The sequence below is a fragment of the Pseudarthrobacter sulfonivorans genome, assembly GCF_024391045.1.
Lineage (GTDB): Bacteria > Actinomycetota > Actinomycetes > Actinomycetales > Micrococcaceae > Arthrobacter > Arthrobacter sulfonivorans_B.
This window is the reverse complement of record NZ_JANFCZ010000005.1, coordinates 40457-58344: the sequence shown is the minus strand read 5'-3', so window position 1 is coordinate 58344 and position 17888 is coordinate 40457. Positions and strand designations below refer to the sequence as shown.

The window sequence follows — 17888 nt, the reverse complement described above, 5'->3', positions numbered from 1 at the left end:
GCCGAAAACAAGAACCCCGGACGCGTGCACGCCGAAAAGTAGAGTACTCACTACTCGTGCCCCGTCCGCCCCCGGTGTCTTGAATGTAACTGTTGCTGGTCTCACAGCGCAGGTTCGAGTCCCTGGGGGTTTCACGTGCTTAATTCTTCAGTCGTTATGTTTGCGGGGTCCAGTGCTGGGCTGATCCTGCTGTCCTTCGGGCAGACCGTCGTGGTGGTCTGCGCGTGTTTTGACATGGTGCGGGCACTCTCGGTGCCGCGATCGCACCGCCGGTACATAGCCAGCACCGTCTTCCGGACGCTCGCCATCCCCTCGATTATCGCCACCGGCATGAGTGCCCTCATCGCCGCCCTGTCCTGGTCCTGGACGGACGTTGGTATGTCCACGTTCGTGATGGTGGCGATCATCTTCCGCCTCCACAGCGACAAGGACGAGGACAGCTGGTGGAAGGGCAAAGGCAAAAAACTCGCACGCTGGGCCCGCCGCCAGTTCAGTTCCGGGACCACTGCGGTTCCGGCGATGGGGTAGCCGGCCCGTCCCTGGAGTTTTCGTCGAAATAATGCCCGTTTGGAAGCGGCGTGGGCACAACATCTGGACGAAAACTCATCGAATGCGAGGATCCTACGCCAAGCTGCGGCCCTGAAATCGCGGGCCGACCGGCGTACTATCGAGTACATTCACACAACGAAGTGAGGGAAGCCCGTGCAGTTCCATCACCACGGTTACGTTTCAGGGGACCCGCGCATCCAGCCTGCCGCCGGCGTCGGCCTTGACCGCCCGGCCGGGCTCCCCGACCAGGTGGACGTGCTGATCGTGGGCACCGGCCCGGCAGGCATGCTCGCCGCGGCCCAGCTGTCCCAGTTTCCCGGCATCACCACGCGCATTGTGGAACGCCGTGCAGGAAGGCTCGTCATCGGCCAGGCGGACGGCATCCAGGCCCGGAGCGTCGAGACCTTCCAGGCCTTTGGCTTCGCCGAACGGATCATCGCCGAGGCCTACCGCATTACGGAGATGGCATTCTGGAAGCCGGACCCCGCGGACCACTCCCGGATCGTCCGGGCCGCCCGGGCAGTTGATGACGAGATGGGCATCAGCGAGTTCCCGCACCTGATTGTTAATCAGGCACGCGTGCTGGATTACTTCGCCGAATACATGGCGGATGCCCCAACGCGGATGAAGCCGGACTACGGGTACGAGTTCCGCGGCCTGGAAGTGGCTGACGGCGACTATCCGGTGACTGTTACCCTCGCACGCGCGGCCGGTCCGGACGAGGGCGAAGAGCGTGTTGTCCGGGCGAAATACGTTGTCGGCGCGGACGGGGCGCGCAGCAAGGTGCGCACTGCGATCGGCTGCACCATGGCCGGCGACCAGGCCCATCACGCCTGGGGCGTCATGGATGTCCTCGCCGTCACGGACTTCCCCGATATCCGGACCAAATGCGCCATCCAGTCCGGCTCGGGCGGCAGCATCCTGCTGATCCCGCGCGAGGGCGGCCACCTCTTCCGCATGTATGTGGACCTCGGCGAGGTGGACCCGGACGACAAGGGCGCCGTGCGCAGCACCACCATCGAGCAGATCATCGGCCACGCGAACGCCATCCTGCACCCGTACTCGCTGGACGTCCGGAACGTCGCCTGGCACAGCGTCTACGAGGTTGCCCACCGCCTGACAGACAGGTTCGACGACGTCCTGCCGGACCAGCGCGGCACGCGCACGCCGCGCGTGTTCATCACGGGCGACGCCTGCCACACGCACAGCGCCAAGGCCGGCCAAGGCATGAACGTCTCGTTGCAGGACGGGTTCAACCTGGGCTGGAAGCTCGGACACGTGCTGGAAGGCCGGAGCCCCGCAAGCCTGCTCGCCACATATTCGGCCGAGCGCCAGGTGGTGGCGAAAAACCTCATCGACTTCGACAAAGTGTGGTCCACCATGATGGCGAAGAAGCCGGAAGAGTTTGAGAACCCCTCCGAGCTGGAGGACTTCTACGTCAGGACCGCCGAGTTCCCCGCCGGATTCATGACCCAGTACACACCGTCCCTCATCACCGGCGGACCCGCCCATCAGGACCTGGCCGAAGGCTTCCCCATCGGCAAACGCTTCAGGTCCGCCCGGGTGGTGCGGGTATGCGACGCCAACCCGATGCACCTGGGCCACCATGCCACGGCAGACGGCCGCTGGCGCATCTACGTCTTCGCGGATGCCGCCGGTGCAGGCGCCCCGTCACCCACCACGGACCTCGCCGAGTGGCTCGCGAACTCAGCCGAATCGCCGCTCGCTGCGACGCCGTCGGGCCTTGATCCTGACGCCTGGTTCGACGTCAAGGTCGTCTACCAGCAGGACCATACCGAGGTGGAAATAGGTGCTGTGCCGGCGGTGTTCAAGCCGCACGTCGGACCGTTCCGGCTCACGGACTATGAGAAGGTTTACGCCACCGATCCCAAGGACAGCATCTTTGATCTCCGGGGCCTTCACCGCGGCGGTGTTGTGGTGGTGGTGCGGCCGGACCAGTACGTAGCAAATGTGCTTCCCCTAACAGCGACGGCGGACCTGGCCGCGTTCTTCGCGCCGCTCCTCAACCGCCCTAATCCCGCGTAGGAGCAGGCCGGAAGAGGCCTTGAACCCGTGAAAGCGGGCTCCTGACGGCCGTCTGCAGGGTACCCCTGACCGGGTCCCGTTCCGGCCAGGTGTACTAGCATGAGATTCCATGGCTGAACAAGAAGACACGCGGCGCCCGGCAGATGGACCACCGAAAGCGCTGGTTCCACGCAGCCAGCTCGGCGGCACGGATCGCCGCCGAAACGGCCCGGAATTCGAGAACCGCCCGCCGGTTTCACGCCAGGAACTAAGCCGCGGCCCCGCCGAACTGATCGAGGCTCCGCAGCCCAAGGTCAACTGGCGTGTGTTCGTGATCGCGTCGATCATCATCATCGCTTTCTCCGTGTGGGCGATGCTGGTGCCGGCAAGTGCCCAGTCCACCATGAAGACCGTGGTGGCATGGATCGCGGAGAACGTGGGCTGGTTCTACGTCCTCACCGTGACCGTGGTGATCGGGTTTGTCCTGTGGGTGGCCTTCTCCAAGGAAGGCTCGGTCCGGCTCGGCCCCGACCACTCGCGGCCCCAATACAAGCTCTTCACATGGGTGGCCATGCTGTTCGCCGCCGGCGTGGGCATCGACATGCTGTTCTTCTCCGTCACCGGGCCCATCAGCCAGTACATTTCGCCGCCTTCCGGCCAGGGACAAACCCCGGCGGCAGCCGCGGATGCCGTGGTGTGGACCATGTTCCACTACGGCGTGGCGGGCTGGGCCATGTATGCGCTCCTCGGCATGGCCATGGGCTACTTCGCCTACCGGTGGGGCATGCCCTTGTCCATCCGTGCCGCCCTGTATCCGCTGCTGGGCAAACGCGTCCGCGGCGGGATCGGTGACACGATCGACATCGTCACCCTGGTGGGAACCGTCTTCGGTGTTGCCACGTCCATGGGTATCGGTGTGGTGCTGCTGAACGTGGGCTTCGCCCTGATGTTCGGCCTGGAACAGGGCCTGGCGCTGCAGATCGCCCTGGTGATTGTCGCCGTCGTTCTTACCATCGCCGCGTGCACGTCGGGTGTTGATAAAGGGATCCGCTGGATTTCCGAACTGAACCTCTGGAGTTCGGCGGCCATGCTGCTGTACATCCTGGTGACCGGCCAGACCTCATTCCTACTGAACTCGATGGTGGAGAACATTGGCCGGTTCTTGTTCACCCTGCCGGACCGCACCCTGCAGACCTTCGCCTACGAGGACGGCGGCTCGCAGTGGATGGCCAGCTGGACGCTCTTCTTCTGGGCCTTCTGGCTGGCGTGGGGCCCGTTCGTGGGCCTGTTCCTGGCCCGCATCTCACGCGGCCGGACGCTGCGCGAGTTCGTCATTGCCGCCATCACTGCGCCGGTGCTGTGCGACTTCCTGATTGTGAGCATCTTCGGCAACAGCGCCATGCACGAGGTCCTGAGCGGCAACACCGCCTTCGCCCAACTGGCCATGGACAGCCCGGAACAGGGCTGGTACGCCCTCCTCGAGATGTTCCCCGGCGCCAGCTTCCTCATCGGCCTGGGCACCCTGTCCGGCCTGCTGTTCTACCTGACGAGCGCCAACTCCGGCGCCATGGTGATGTCCAACTTTTCCTCCTCCATCCCGGACCCCTCCCAGGACGGCGCCAAGTGGCTCCGCATCTTCTGGGCCGTCCTCACCGCCCTGCTGACCATCGCCATGCTGGTTGCCGGCGGCGTGACCACCATGGAGTACGCCACGCTCATCTTTGCGCTGCCGGTGACCATCATCGCCTGGCTGGTAATGGCATCCTTCTCAAAGGCACTGCGCATGGAGCGGGCCGAACGCGAAGGCCAGGTCCTGCGGCGGCAGTCGACGGCGGCGCACGGCGGAATGGTGCCGGACCGCACCTGGCGGCAACGCCTCGCCGGGATGCGTTCGTACCCTTCGAAGAAACAGGTGGCCCAGTTCATGGAACGCGTTGTGCAGCCTGCACTGGCCGATGTGCTCCGCGAATTCACGAACCAGGGCTACCCGGCAACACTGGACATCATTCCCGACGAGGAAAGCGGCATCTCCAGCCATTGCCTGGTGGTGAGCATCCCGGACCATCGCGATTTCCAGTACCAGGTCCAGGCCGTGGAGGCGCCGGTCCCCATGTTCGGCGGCCGCATGTCCCGCGAAACCGACGTCTACTACCGGGTGGAAGTGTTCGCCCAGACCGGCTCTGAGGGGTATGACCTGATGGGAGTGACCCACCAGCAGATCATCGACGACGTCCTGGACCGCTACGAGGCGCACTTGGGCTTCCTGACCTACTCCACCCAGCACGATTACGCCTCGGTGCTCACGCCTCCGGTACCGCCCGCCACCGGCTCCATCGCCAAGGTCGAGCCCGCGATCGGTGACGCCGCGGACGGATCCGCCAAGGAGTAACGGCTACGGCGCCGCCCACGCGACGGCCGCGCCGGGGCGCGGGGGCCGTGTGGGCGGTGTGGGCGGCGCGGGCGGTCAGCTGTTGGCTGCCTGCGCTATCCGATGGTCGGCGGCGGGGTAGACGCCCAGGATGCGGACTTCGGTGGTGAAGAAGTCCAGCTCCTCCAGGGCCAGCCGCAGCGGCGTGTCTTCGGGGTGGCCCTCAACGTCCACCATGAACATGGTGGCCGCGAACTCGTCGCCCACCATGTAGCTTTCCAGCCGCGTCATGTTCACCCCGTTCGTGGCGAACCCGCCCAACGCTTTGTAGAGCGCCGAGGGGACGTTCCGGACCCGGAACACAAAGCTGGTCACCGCCGGACCCGGCAGCTCCTCCCGGGTGGGCAGCTCCTTTTCCCGGGCCAGCACCACAAAACGGGTGGTGTTGGAAGGATCATCCTCGACGCGCGACGCCAGCACTTCCAGGCCGTAGATCCGGGCGGCGAGCGGAGGAGCGAGGGACAGTTTGGCGGGATCGTTCCATTCACGGACCTCACGGGCGGAGCCAGCGGTGTCGCCGGCGATGACGGGCCGGAGCTTGGCATCGCGGATCAGGCGGCGGCACTGACCCAGGGCGTGGATGTGGCTGTGCACTTCGGTGGCGCCCTCGATGGTGCTGCCCGGGATGCCCAGGAGGTCGAAGTGGATGGGCAGGAAGAACTCGCCGACGATCTGCAGGTTCGACTGGGGGAGCAGGATGTGGATATCGGCCACCCGGCCGGCGATCGAGTTCTCAATCGGAATCATGGCCAACTCGGCCTCACCGCTTGAGACCAGCTCGAAGGCGTCCTCGAAGCTGGCGCACGGAACGCTTTCAAGGTCGGGGAACATGTCCATGCACGCGATATTTGAGTTGGCGCCGGGTTCACCCTGGTACGCAATTTTCTGGGCCATGATCCGTATGGTTTCACGTCAGGTGCCCGCGCACCCAACGGGGTAGCGGCAGCTGCCATTCCGGGCGCCTAAACGACGGACAGCGCTGCCCACTTGGGGAAAGGAACGGAGAGGGGATTTTAGGGCGGAGGACACAAATAGTCGGGCAGGAACATTCGGTTGTTATCATTTCATGTTGAACATTTAACAAACTTGAGGAGACAGTGTGGACGCGCGGCTTGAAGCCATCCGGAATACGGTACTGGCGCGAAACCCTGGCGAGGCAGAATTCCACCAGGCCGTGACCGAGGTTTTCGAAAGCCTCGGCCCCGTCCATGACCGGCACCCTGAGCTGCTGGAGGCCGCCATCCTGGAGCGCCTGTGCGAGCCCGAGCGCCAGATCATCTTCCGCGTCCCGTGGACCGACGACTCCGGCCGTGTACAGATCAACAGGGGTTTCCGGGTTGAATTCAACTCTGCGCTGGGCCCGTACAAGGGCGGCCTGCGCTTCCACCCGTCGGTGTATCTCGGCATCGTCAAGTTCCTCGGCTTTGAGCAGATTTTCAAGAACGCCCTCACCGGCATGCCCATCGGCGGCGGCAAGGGCGGCTCGGACTTCGACCCCCGCGGCCGGAGCAATGCCGAAATCATGCGGTTCTGCCAGTCCTTCATGACCGAGCTGTACCGCCACATCGGCGAGTACACCGATGTGCCCGCCGGTGACATCGGCGTCGGCGGACGTGAAATCGGCTACCTCTTCGGCCAGTACAAGCGCATCACCAACCGCTACGAATCCGGCGTCCTCACGGGCAAGGGAATTTCCTGGGGCGGCTCCCTGGTCCGGCCCGAAGCCACAGGCTACGGCACCGTCATCTTCACCCAGGAGATGCTGAAGACCCGCGGCGCGTCCTTCGACGGCCAGCGCGTCGTGGTGTCCGGCTCCGGCAACGTCGCCATTAACGCCATCGCCAAGGCCCAGACGCTCGGCGCCATCGTGGTGGCCTGCTCTGACTCGTCCGGCTACATCGTCGATGAGGCGGGCATCGACGTCGAGCTCGTGCGCGAGATCAAGGAAGTGGAGCGCGGACGCCTCAAGGACTACGCGCTCCGCCGTTCTGGGGTCTCCTACGTTGAGGCCGGCTCGGTGTGGGATGTGGACGCCACGGTTGCCCTCCCGTGCGCAACCCAGAACGAGCTCGACGGCGATGCTGCCGCGCGGCTGGTGCGCAACGGCCTGGTTGCGGTGGGTGAGGGCGCCAATATGCCTTCCACCCGCGAGGCCGTTTCGGTCTTTCAGGACGCCGGCGTGCTGTTCGGCCCCGGTAAGGCGGCCAACGCAGGCGGCGTGGCAACTTCGGCCCTGGAGATGCAGCAGAACGCAAGCCGCGACTCCTGGACGTTTGAGCACACTGAGCAGCGCCTTACCGAGATCATGGTGGGAATCCACGACCGCTGCGCGTCCACCGCGGACGAATACGGTGAGCCCGGAAACTACGTGCTCGGCGCCAACATCGGCGGCTTCGTCAAGGTTGCGGACGCCATGCTGGCGCAGGGGCTCATCTAAGGCATCCCCCAAACAGCACGTTCCTTTCGCAGAGGCCACGGACCAACAAAGGTCCGTGGCCTCTGTGCTTTCGTGGCGACGCACGAACTGGAGTGACCTCTGAAACTCGCGGGTGGATGACTGAAACGTTGAATTTACCGGCCGGAAACCTAAGGCGAAAAGGCGGCCCTAAAGTTGGAATCAGACGGCAGTGGCTGCCATCCAATGAACGTGGTACTGACTCCGCGTCCCTCCCCGGCGCGGCTTCGACGGACACTGTCCGTTCTTTCTTCGCATCACGAAAGGGGTTTCCCATGGACACGGGAAATGTCGCTTGGATTCTGGCCAGCTCCGCGCTGGTCTGCATGATGATTCCCGCCCTCGCACTGTTCTACGGGGGCATGGTGGGGTCGCGTCGCATTCTCAACATGATGATGATGTGCTTCGGCGGCGCGAGCCTGGTGGCGGTGATCTGGGCGCTCTTCGGCTACTCAATGGCTTTCGGGAACTCTGTGGGGGGCCTGGGGCTGATTGGTGACGTGACCGAATTCCCGGGAATGGGGCAGTTGCTGGCTAAAGATGACTCGGCCTCCATTCCGGGGATCCTGTTCGCCGCGTTCCAGCTGTTCTTTGCCTGCGTCACCACGGCCCTGGTCGCGGGAGCTGCGGCCGGGCGGATGAAGTTTGGTGCGTGGATGCTCTTCGCGGGCATCTGGGCGACCATCGTCTATTTCCCGATCGCGCACTGGGTGTTTGCCTTCTCGTCGGCGGACGGGAGCGTCACCGGCGGCTGGATCGCCAATGGCATCAAGGCCATCGACTTCGCCGGCGGCACCGCTGTGCACATGAATGCCGGCGCGGCCGCACTGGCACTGGCCCTGGTCCTGGGCAAGAGCTCCGGCTGGCCGAAGATGGAGCACACCAAACCCCACAGCCGGCCACTGGTCCTCATTGGTGCCGGCCTGCTGTGGATTGGCTGGTTCGGGTTCAACGCCGGTTCGGCCCTCTCCGCCGGCCAGTCCGCGTCCGTGGTCTTCCTGAATACGGCAGTGGCGGCTTCTGCCGGGCTCCTTGCCTGGGCCTTGGTGGAGCGGCTCCGCCACGGCGCCGCCACCAGCATGGGCGCGGCATCCGGCCTGATCGCCGCGCTGGTAGCGATCACTCCTGCCTGCGGTGCCGTCAGCCCGCTCGGCGCACTGGCCATTGGGGCGATTGCCGGCGCAGTCTGTTCCCTCGCCATCGAATGGAAGTTCCGCCTGGGGTACGACGACTCACTCGACGTGGTGGGCGTCCACCTGGTAGGCGGCATCATCGGCACCCTGCTGATCGGCCTCTTCGCAACCGACAAGGCTCCCAACGGGGTGAACGGCCTCTTCTACGGCGGCGGCCTCGAACAACTGGGGATCCAGGCAATCGCCACCGTCTCGGTTCTGGCGTACTCATTTGGGGTGACTTGGATCCTGGCGAAGATCCTGGACCGTGCAGTAGGCCTGCGCATCAAGCCGGAAGACGAGCTCCGCGGCATCGACCTCGCCGCCCACTCGGAGCTGGCCTACCTGACTGACGAGGACCCCGTGCAGTTGGGTTCGCCGCTCCGCGCCTGATACCAGCCGGCAGAAGTTGAAACCGGCCACATCGGCAGCAGCAGGTGCCCAAAAATAAATAGTTGACGAGTCCGGCCGTGGGCCGAACTGCGGACCGGTGCCGGCGATCGCTGGCTTATAGTTCCGCGGTTCGGCCCGTTGTCGTGAGAAGTGCCCGGCCCGCACAGGGATCCGGTGGCTCCGGCATGCGGGGCGTGACCGACTCCACCCGCCAGCCTGTCAGCCCGGGACGGCTGGCGCTAGTAGCCTGTTCACCGCCACCGAACAACTGCCGCCGCACTCCCGAAGGACGTTCCGATCAACCGCTCCGCCGCCACCAAGGGCTTCACCCTGTTCCTTTCCCTGCTTGTTGCAGGCACCCTCGCCGGGTGCGATGCCGCAGCCCAGGCCGCCACCAGGATGGCCGAAGGTGCCAGAGAGCCGGGCAGCTCCGCCAGCCAGTCTGTAACGCCGGCCGACGTGGCTACGGCCCTCGCGCAGCTGGACACGATCCCGGTCAAGGGACGCGCACCCAAGACGGGCTACACCCGCGAGGAATTCGGCCCCGCCTGGGCGGACGTCGACCGGAACGGCTGCGATACCCGCAATGACATCCTCGCCAGGGACCTCGAGGGGGAGACGTTCAAGCCCGGCACAAAGGACTGCGTGGTTGCCACGGGAACTCTGGCCGACAAATACACCGGGACCACCATCAGCTTTGTCCGCGGCAACGCCACCAGCTCCGCTGTCCAGATTGATCACCTGGTAGCACTCAGCGACGCCTGGCAGAAGGGCGCCCAGCAGCTCAGCGCCGATCAGCGGAAGGAACTGGCCAACGATCCCCTGAACCTCATGGCTGCCGACGGGCCCACCAACGGGGCCAAGGGCGACAAGGACGCGGCCACCTGGCTTCCGCCAAACAAGGCGTTCCGCTGCGAATACGTTGCCCGCCAGACCGCGGTCAAAGCCAAGTACCAACTGTGGGCAACCCCGGCCGAGCATGACGCGATCGCCGGCATTCTGGCTGGATGCGCCTAACCCGCCGGCGGCAGGCAATTCACGGACTCCACAGCGGCAGCGCCCAGGCTCAGTCCTTGAACAGACCCGCCAGATCCTCCGCCGTGATGGCGCCGCCGGAGAGGGCATCGCCTTCCATGACGTCCGCAAACAACTGCGACTTCCGGGCCTTCAGCGCCATGACCTTCTCCTCGATGGTGTCCTTGGCCACGAGCCGGTACACCATCACGTTCCGCGCCTGCCCGATCCGGTGGGTCCGGTCCACAGCCTGCGCCTCGGACGCGGGGTTCCACCAGGGATCCAACAGGAAAACGTAGTCGGCCTCGGTCAGGTTCAGGCCGAAGCCGCCGGCCTTGAGCGAGATCAGGAACACCGGCGCGCTGCCGTTCTTGAATTCATTCACGACGTCGGCACGGTTCCGGGTGCCGCCGTCGAGATAGCAATACTCGACGTTCTCCTCATCCAGCCGGGCGCGTACCTTGCCCAGGAAGCCGGTGAACTGGCTGAAAATCAGGGCACGGTGACCCTCGGACACCAGGTCCTCCAGCTGCTCGAACAGCACGTCCAGCTTCGACGAACGGACACCAGTAAGTGACGGATCCACCAGGGACGCGTCCAGGCTGAGCTGCCGCAGCAGGGTGAGCGACTGGAAAATGGTGAACCTGTTCTTGTTCACGTCCTCGATCAGGCCCAGGATCTTCTGCCGCTCCCGCTGCAGGTGCGTCTGGTAGACCTTCTGGTGGCGCGGGTTCAGCACCACTTCCAGGATCTGTTCCTGCTTGGGCGGCAAGTCCTTGATCACCTGGTCCTTGGTGCGCCGCATCATCAGCGGACGGACCCGACGGCGGAGCTTCTCCAGCTGCCCCTTGTCGCCGTTCTTTTCGACCGGCTTTTGGTAATACTCGGCAAACCGCTTCGGGCTTGAGAAGAGGCCCGGTGCCACGATGGAGGTCAGTGCCCAGAACTCCATGAGGTTGTTCTCCAGGGGCGTGCCGGTGATGGCCAGCTTGAACGCCGCAGGGAGTTTGCGGGCGCACTGGTAGGCCTTGGACTGGTGGTTCTTGACGAACTGGGCTTCGTCCAGCACCAGGCCGGCCCAGGTTTTGGAGGCGTAGGACTCGTAGTCGATCCGGAACAGGGCGTAGGAGGTGATGACGATGTCCGCGCCGCCCAGTTCGACGGCGGGGTCCTGGCCGTTCTTCGCAAAGGTTTCGCTGACGGTGCGGACGGTCAGGCCAGGGGCGAAGCGCGCGGCTTCGGCCGCCCAGTTGCCCACGACGCTGGTGGGGGCCACCACCAAAAAGGGAGTGCCGCCGCCGTGCCCTGGAGTCCCGCCGTCGGGCGCTGAAGCGTCCGGCGCGGTGCCGGCAGCCGCCAGCTCCGCGGCCTGCTCCTTCGCCGCGCACATCAGCGCGAGGGCCTGCACGGTCTTGCCCAGGCCCATGTCATCCGCGAGGACCCCGCCCAGGCTGTGCTTAAAGAGGAAGCTGAGCCAGTTGAAACCCTCAAGCTGGTAGGGCCGCAGCTCGGCGTTCAACGAGGCAGGCAGTGGCAGTCCGTCGATCCCGCCCTCGAGCAGGCCGCCCACCGCGGAGCGCCACGCGGCGGCCTGCTCGTCCACGATGCCCAGCTGCGCCAGTTCGTCCCAGAGCCCGGCCTGGAAGCGGCTGATCTGCAGCGGCGCGTCCTTGTTGTCCTGCAGCGAGCGGGCCTCCTCGATCAGGGCCCGCAGCTGGTGGAGCTCCGGCAGGTCCAGGGAGAAGTAGGCGCCGCTGGGCAGGAGCATCTTGGTCTGGCCGGCGGCGAGCGCGGAGAACACGGCGGCGAAGGACACCGGCTGGCCCTCCAGGGAAATCTGGATGCCAAGGTCAAACCAGTCCCGCTGCTCGGTGGCCTTGGTGGAAATGGACACCACGGGCGCTTCCTCAGCCTCGCGGTAGTCTGCGATGTCACCCGCGGTGTCCACGGAAACGTCCGGCGCCTGCCGAAGCAGGGGCAGGACTTCCTCGGTGAACGCCAGCGTGTCCAGGCCGCTCAGTTCCGCGGACGCCGAGAGCCGCGGCGTGCCCCAGCCGCCGGTGGCGGATTCGCCCAGGGCCGCGACCACGTTCCACGGCTGGCCGATGCCCTCCAGGATCCGTGCTTCTGCGGTGTCGTCGCGGTAGCCATGGTCGCCCGGGTGCCGCCAGAGCGGCTGGGCGGTGACCAGCGTGCCGGACTTGTAGTGCCATTCCCAGTGCAGCCGCACCCGGTGGTCCGCGCCGTAGTTGGCCAGCAGCGAGAGTGTGGGGACGGCCAGCGCGGGCAGTTCCACGGACTCGTCCTTCGCCGTGACCCGGGCCGTCTGCTTGAGCTTCGGATAGAAGCCGGTAAGGAAGCGGGTTTCGTCCCGGGCCGGGATGTGCAGGGTGCTGCCGGCGGTCACGAACGACAGCAACTCCTCGCTGAGGCCACTCTCGAGCGGGGCCAGCGTGATCACGTTGTCCGCAGCCACCCCCGGCAGCGCCTCGCCGCCCGTCGTCAGGAAGATGCCGTGCGCCGGGCGGCCGATGGTGCCCACGGTCGCCGGATCAACCTCTTCCCCCTCCACGGTGATGGTGGGCGCGAGCTCCAGCCCGCCGTCGTCGGCTGTTTTATCGGGTGACTGCCCCGCGGCTGCAGCGGCAGGCGTGCCGTAGCGGCTCAAATTAAGCCCGACGGCGGCGGGAGACTCCGCGAGCCGGACCGGTTCGGTGCCGCGGCTGTGGACGAGGGCGAGGCCGATCTTTTTGGCATCGGCGAGCAGGCTCCACATGTTCTTCCCGGCGAAGGTGTTCAGGCCCAGCCAGAGCGCGGAGGAGCTGTGGACCCGGTTGGCGGCGGCGGTGTGCGCGGCGAGGAAGGTCTGCATCCACTCGATGTGCGCTTCGTTGCATTCCCGCCGGAAGTTCAGGTAACTCAGGGTGTTCCAGGAGACGTCGCCGCGGATCCATTTGCCCTTGGCGCCCATGATCACGGGCCGGGCCTTGAGCTGGCGCACGCTGCGCAGGGGGTCGCGGCGGCCTGTGTAGGAGAAGTGCGGGGTGGGTTCCTCGATCTCGAACTGGAGGGCCAGCGGGATGCCGTTGCTGGACGGGGTGATGCCGGGCTGCGAAATCAGCGGGCTCAGGGCCTGTTCCCAGTCGGCCAGGTCCAGGCTGGCGGGCTGGCGGGACAGCCGGGAGACCTCGGCGGGGGCGAGCAGCTGGACGCGGATGGCGGGATTGTCCTCGGCAGCGAACAGCAACGCCGCCACATGCTTGCAGTCCTTGCGGACGGGGCAGCTGCACACGCCCACCGTGCAGCTCCAGCCGCCTGTTTTCCGGACCAGCTTGGCCGTGGTGGAGTAGGGCACGTCCGCGCCGCCCCGGACCTTGCCCAGCATGAGGCCGGTGGTGGCGTCGAACGATATGCCGGAAACGCGGCTCCCCATGGCATAGGCCAGGCCGGCCGCGAGGGAGCGGTCGTTGATGGCGGGAGTCTGTATTGCCAGTGCCGCACTCTCGTCCGGTTGGGATGGCATGGTGCGCGCTACTTTCAGTGCCCGCGGCGTGGCCGGGGCCGATCGATGGTTATCTGATTCATCTTAGTTCGCCCGGCAGGGGCCTGAAACTTCGCCTGACGTTCACTTCCGCCTCAACCAACCGCTGTCCGGGCCCACGTAGCGTGAAAGTGTCCCGAGCATCAACCGGTTTCAGCAGCAGTAAGGAATCCCATGACCACGAGCCAGAACCCTGTCGTCCTGACCAAGGCCAGCATCGAAGCCGGGAGTGAGGAGGTTGTCGATGCCAACGTTCACGTGGTGAACGCCATGTACGGGAGCCTGCTCGACTCCGGCGAGATCTCACCCGTGGCCCTGCGCAGCTACTACGTGGACTTCTACGTCACGCAGTCCCTGGAGGGCGGCTTCGCCCAGTACGTCTTCACCGCCGACCGTGACGAAGTCGATCCGCTGATCCGCGAGGGCCTGGAGAGCATCGGCGCAACGGCGCACCTGGAGCTTTTCAACCGGACCGTGACGGCGTTCGATGCCTTGTCCGAGGAGGACGAGGAACGCTACCTTGACGGCGACCTGGACACCGAGGAAGAGTCCAACGACGCCGTGCGGACCATGGAGGAACTCGACGGCGAGTTCGAGGAACTGTTCGAAACTGAGAACATCACGGCCCTCAACGCCGCCTGGCTCCTGGCCCAGGAAAACCTGCTGGTGCTCGATGACGAAGAGCTCAGCGCCTACATCGAACGCCAGGTTGCGCTCTTGCCCGACCTCGAAGAGCGCCAGGCCCGGGCCGACGAGGAAGCCCTGGACAACGCGCCGGATTTTGAAGTCATCATCCGCGAACTGTGCGATGTTGCCGGTTACGAACTCGAGAAGATCACCATGGGTGACCCCAACTACGTCCACAACGGCGAGAAGACGCTGGCCTGGCACTTCAGCACGGACCACGGCGATTTCCTCATGGTTGAGGAAGAGGACGAGGCCTTCATGATCAACCCGGAGACGCAGGAGATCGTGGCCGCCGTCGAGTTCGAGGAAGTGGACGACGACGAGATGATCGAGGCGTAGCGCACCTCATCTGACGCGCGCGGCGGGCTTGTGCGGGCCGGGTTCGGCGGGCGGAGTTCCCCGGGGAGCCGGTTCGCCCGGTTCGCCCAGATCGCCGCAATCGCCGAAGGAGTGCAGGGCCGCCGGAACGTTCCGGCGGCCCTGTTGCGTTTGGGCGTTCCCGACGGCGGGCGCTTTAAAAGAAATTCCCGCAGCGCCGTAACTTTCCCCGGCCGGCCAGCGATGTAGGGCGTGATGGGTTCCCCACGGAGCCGGATCTGAATCGTTCCCTAGTTTTGGAGTGTCTTATGTCGTTCTTCACTGTTCTCGCCACCAGCAAAGTCGCAGCCGGAGTCCTCGCCGCAGGCACCCTGGCCGTCGGCGGAACCGGCGTCGCCGCTGTTTCCGGCGCCCTCCCGACCGGAGCCCAGCAGACCGCCCACGAACTGCTCGGCGCTCCGGCACCGAAGCTGGCCGCTGACGCTACGGATAGTGCACTCAAGAACACCGCCGACAAGGCTGCAGACAAGGCTTCGGCCAACGCCACGGGCGACGCCGCAGTGACGGCTGACGGCGCAGCCGCCGGCAACGCTGCCGTATCCAAAGACAAGCTTGCTGCCGAGGCCAACGTCTCCGCCGCTGCCGGCACCGCCGTGGACGCTGCCGGCGCCGCAGCATTCGGCCTCTGCACCGCCTTCACGAACGGCGGACTCAACGCGTCCTCCGAAGGCTTCTCCTCGCTGGTCATCGCCGCCAAGGGTGAGGGCAACGTGAAGGCCTTCTGCACCGACGTGGTCGCCAAGGGCTATGCCGCCGCTGAGACCAAGGCCACCGCAGAAGGATCCGCCACCGTCAAGGCCGAGCGCCCCGAGCTGCCGGCTGTTCCCGCGGTTCCCGCTGTTCCGGCAGTGCCGGGCGCCAACGGGCAGTCCGTCGTCCCCGCTGTTCCGGCTGTGCCCGCAGTTGCCGCCGTGCCCGGCCACGACGTGGACGTCCCCGCCGTTTCGGCCCGCTAGGACCCTCCCGGCTAGGCTGGACTGCGGGAAAACGGCCGGTTAGGGCCGCCCGCAGTCCAGAATGCCGGGATGAAGCTGTCGCCCGGGACGAAGGAGCCACTGGTGCCAGACACTTTGGCCGAAGAAGACATCGACATATTTGCAGACACTGCCGGCGCTGATCCGGCCGTGCTCTTCGGCGTCGTCTACCGCACCTTTTCCGGCGCTGTCCTGGGTTACCTCAGGGCCCGCGGCGTCGACGATCCCGAGGCTGTCACCCAGGACGTCTTCCTGGCGTTCTTCCCCAAAATCGGCGAGCTGACCGGCGGGCTGCAGGGCGCCAAATCCTTGGTGTTTTCGATCGCCCACGCCCGGATGGTGGACCACTACCGGCGCGTTGAACGCAGCCCGGCCTTCACCCCGTACGATCCCCTGCAGGACGCGCGCAGCACGGCGTCGGCAGAGGACCACGCCCTCGGCCACGCCGGCGGTGCGGCCGGAATGCTGGAGGGCCTGCCTAACGACCACCGGGAAGTCCTGGCCCTGCGGGTCGTGGCCGACCTGTCCATCGAACAGGTGGCCAGCATCATGGGCAAATCCCAGGGCGCCATCAAACAGCTCCAACGCAGGGCGTTGCAAAACCTCAAGGACCAGACCCTTAGAAGGAACCAGGCAGATCATGAGTGACATCGCAGGCTCCAGCAGCGACGGGACCGTCGACAGGCTGCTCCGTGACGCGGGGTTCGACGACGACGCCGTGCTCCTTTCCGCCCTGCAGGACCTGCGCGACCTGGCCGGCGGCCAGCCTGAGGCATCTGCCGCGGTGGCCGCGTTGATGGCCCCGCCTACCCGCCACCTCGCCGCCGTCCCCGAGGCCGCCCCCCAAACAGAGCGGCTCGCCCAGCTTGCGGACAGCCCTGAGAACCCGGCCCCGGCGCCGACCCCGGCGCCTGCACCCACCCTGATGATGGCTGCCACCCCGACGCCGGCTGGGACGCCAACGTCGACTGCGCCCCGGACGCCGGATGCCACGCCGGAGGCCGCAACTCAGACCGCAACCGACGAACTCGCAGCCCGCCGTCGTGCGAAGCGCCGAATCACCCTCACCACCTTGTCAGTGGCCGTGTCGCTGGCGGCCGGCGGCGCGGTCGCGGTGGCGTCGGACCAGGGCCTCCGCGATTCCCTCGGCCAGGTAAACAAGGCCGTCAGTTCCTTCGTGGGCACCGTTAGCGGCGCGTCAAATCCCGCACAGCCGGCAAAGCCGGCAACGCCGGCTCCGCTGCCGGCGCAGCCAGTCTCTCCTGCCACAGTGCCCGCATCACCACCCGTCACGCAGCAGGCTCCGGCCGCTCCTGAATCGAAACCCGGCCAGGCCCCGCAACACGCTCCGGGCCAGCCGTCCCACGTCCCGGCCGCGCCCCTCCAGGACCTCCCAGTCCCGGAAAACCTCACGCCCAGCCTGCCCGGCGTGCCGGACCGGCTGCCGAACGGCGAGGGACAGCCCCCAGCGCTGCCCCTTCCGCCGACCCCTCCAGTCCAGTTGCCGGTGGTCCGGCCGTAACCGGAACTCGTAACCGCCACCCTCAGTAGCCCGGCGCCTCGGCCTTGATCATCTCCCCGGCCGGATCCGCGAGGTACCAGAGGCCACCGACGCCCTGCCCCATGACGTCGCCCGGCTTCATGTCCTTCGAGTAGTGGTACAGCGGCAGTCCGTTCAGGGTCAGCTGCTTTGTCCCGTCCGGCGTGGTGATGGTGCCCAGCGCTCCAGTGATCCCGTCAGCGGACGGCATGGTTCCGTTGCTTTGGACCGGTGGCCACGACATGAGGCAGGCTCCTGTGCAGGCGCTGGTGCCGGAATCCTTGAGGTCTTTTGCGAAGAAATAGACGCTCATGCCTTTGGCATCCACCACGATCTTGCCGGCGCTTGAGGACGCGGTCATGAGGTCGACGGCGGGTGCTGCGGGGGTGGCGCCCGGGCCCGCGGCCGGGGCGGAGGACGAGGCCGTCGGACTTGTGGCGGACCCGCCGGGCGCGGCCGATGTGCTGGTGGTTCCGGGGCTGCCGCCGCAGCCTGCCAGCGCGGCCAGGAGGGCCAGCGCTGCAAGACTTGTGCCCGGATGCTTCTTCATGGAGGTGCTCCCTCGCTGGGGCCCGGCGTCGGATCGCCGAACGCTAACCATAAGACGGCCAAAGGTGAAGAATGGTTCAAGCATGGTGCACCGGCCGTCCCCTGATCGCCCCCGGATCGCCGGCAGTGAACCGTTTACGCGCGGCGGACGTCGTATCAGCCGACACGAGGTCCCGGCAGCAA

Annotated in this window: 13 protein-coding genes; 10 read left to right on the top strand and 3 right to left on the bottom strand. The window is 66.2% G+C overall.

Annotated features, from left to right (window positions below; translation table 11 throughout):
- Positions 1 to 156: 156 nt before the first annotated feature.
- The 3 genes from NQJ30_RS05080 to betT all read left to right on the top strand — a co-directional run bounded on the left by NQJ30_RS05080 (position 157) and on the right by betT (position 4963).
- Positions 157 to 528, top strand: a complete 372-nt coding sequence (locus NQJ30_RS05080; protein WP_255768769.1) for a hypothetical protein — start codon at positions 157 to 159, stop codon at positions 526 to 528.
- 174 nt (positions 529 to 702) lie between these two features.
- Positions 703 to 2595 carry an FAD-binding monooxygenase gene (locus tag NQJ30_RS05075; RefSeq protein WP_255768663.1) on the top strand — a complete coding sequence of 631 codons (1893 nt, stop codon included), beginning with the start codon at positions 703 to 705 and terminating at the stop codon, positions 2593 to 2595.
- A gap of 109 nt (positions 2596 to 2704) precedes the next feature.
- Entirely contained in the window at positions 2705 to 4963 is a 2259-nt protein-coding gene (gene betT, locus NQJ30_RS05070; RefSeq protein WP_255768662.1) for a choline BCCT transporter BetT, read from the top strand.
- Between the two features lie 75 nt (positions 4964 to 5038).
- Here betT and NQJ30_RS05065 read toward each other — a convergent pair whose 3' ends face one another.
- On the bottom strand, positions 5039 to 5896 hold the full coding sequence (locus tag NQJ30_RS05065) for a prephenate dehydratase (RefSeq protein ID WP_255768661.1): 858 nt from the start codon (positions 5894 to 5896) through the stop codon (positions 5039 to 5041).
- Positions 5897 to 6101: 205 nt separating this feature from the next.
- Between NQJ30_RS05065 and gdhA the strand changes: the two genes are divergently transcribed.
- The 3 genes from gdhA (at position 6102) to NQJ30_RS05050 (ending at position 10039) form a co-directional block, all read left to right on the top strand.
- A complete protein-coding gene (gene gdhA / locus NQJ30_RS05060; RefSeq protein WP_255768660.1) occupies positions 6102 to 7439 on the top strand; it encodes an NADP-specific glutamate dehydrogenase in 1338 nt (445 codons plus the stop codon).
- Positions 7440 to 7732: 293 nt separating this feature from the next.
- A complete protein-coding gene (locus NQJ30_RS05055) occupies positions 7733 to 9022 on the top strand; it encodes an ammonium transporter (protein ID WP_255768658.1) in 1290 nt (429 codons plus the stop codon).
- A gap of 459 nt (positions 9023 to 9481) precedes the next feature.
- The gene (locus NQJ30_RS05050; RefSeq protein ID WP_308215148.1) at positions 9482 to 10039 is read left to right on the top strand and encodes an HNH endonuclease family protein; all 558 of its coding nucleotides are present in this window, start codon (positions 9482 to 9484) and stop codon (positions 10037 to 10039) included.
- Positions 10040 to 10088: 49 nt separating this feature from the next.
- Here the strand turns inward: NQJ30_RS05050 and NQJ30_RS05045 are convergent, their stop codons facing one another.
- Entirely contained in the window at positions 10089 to 13559 is a 3471-nt protein-coding gene (locus NQJ30_RS05045) for a DEAD/DEAH box helicase (RefSeq protein WP_255768657.1), read from the bottom strand.
- A 192-nt stretch (positions 13560 to 13751) separates the two neighbouring features.
- On the opposite strand from NQJ30_RS05045, the gene NQJ30_RS05040 reads away from it, so the two are divergent.
- From NQJ30_RS05040 to NQJ30_RS05025, 4 genes are all read left to right on the top strand, one after another.
- Entirely contained in the window at positions 13752 to 14603 is an 852-nt protein-coding gene (locus NQJ30_RS05040; protein WP_255768656.1) for a DMP19 family protein, read from the top strand.
- 287 nt (positions 14604 to 14890) lie between these two features.
- Entirely contained in the window at positions 14891 to 15598 is a 708-nt protein-coding gene (locus NQJ30_RS05035) for a protein tyrosine phosphatase (protein ID WP_255768655.1), read from the top strand.
- 102 nt (positions 15599 to 15700) lie between these two features.
- Positions 15701 to 16264, top strand: coding sequence for an RNA polymerase sigma factor (locus tag NQJ30_RS05030; protein ID WP_255768654.1), 564 nt, complete (start codon positions 15701 to 15703; stop codon positions 16262 to 16264).
- A complete protein-coding gene (locus NQJ30_RS05025; RefSeq protein ID WP_255768653.1) occupies positions 16257 to 17138 on the top strand; it encodes a hypothetical protein in 882 nt (293 codons plus the stop codon). Before NQJ30_RS05030 ends, NQJ30_RS05025 begins: the two co-directional genes overlap by 8 nt.
- Before the next feature lie 22 nt (positions 17139 to 17160).
- Here the strand turns inward: NQJ30_RS05025 and NQJ30_RS05020 are convergent, their stop codons facing one another.
- Complete coding sequence (locus NQJ30_RS05020) at positions 17161 to 17706, bottom strand: COG4315 family predicted lipoprotein (RefSeq protein WP_255768652.1); 546 nt, start codon at positions 17704 to 17706, stop codon at positions 17161 to 17163.
- Between the last annotated feature and the right edge of the window lie 182 nt (positions 17707 to 17888).

Coding starts and splice junctions, on each gene's coding strand:
- NQJ30_RS05080 (WP_255768769.1), top strand. CDS start 157: ATGTTTGCGGGGTCCAGTGCTGGGCTGATCCTGCTGTCCTTCGGGCAG.
- betT (WP_255768662.1), top strand. CDS start 2,705: ATGGCTGAACAAGAAGACACGCGGCGCCCGGCAGATGGACCACCGAAA.
- NQJ30_RS05065 (WP_255768661.1), bottom strand. CDS start 5,896: ATGGCCCAGAAAATTGCGTACCAGGGTGAACCCGGCGCCAACTCAAAT.
- NQJ30_RS05055 (WP_255768658.1), top strand. CDS start 7,733: ATGGACACGGGAAATGTCGCTTGGATTCTGGCCAGCTCCGCGCTGGTC.
- NQJ30_RS05045 (WP_255768657.1), bottom strand. CDS start 13,559: ATGCCATCCCAACCGGACGAGAGTGCGGCACTGGCAATACAGACTCCC.
- NQJ30_RS05040 (WP_255768656.1), top strand. CDS start 13,752: ATGACCACGAGCCAGAACCCTGTCGTCCTGACCAAGGCCAGCATCGAA.
- NQJ30_RS05035 (WP_255768655.1), top strand. CDS start 14,891: ATGTCGTTCTTCACTGTTCTCGCCACCAGCAAAGTCGCAGCCGGAGTC.
- NQJ30_RS05025 (WP_255768653.1), top strand. CDS start 16,257: ATGAGTGACATCGCAGGCTCCAGCAGCGACGGGACCGTCGACAGGCTG.
- NQJ30_RS05020 (WP_255768652.1), bottom strand. CDS start 17,706: ATGAAGAAGCATCCGGGCACAAGTCTTGCAGCGCTGGCCCTCCTGGCC.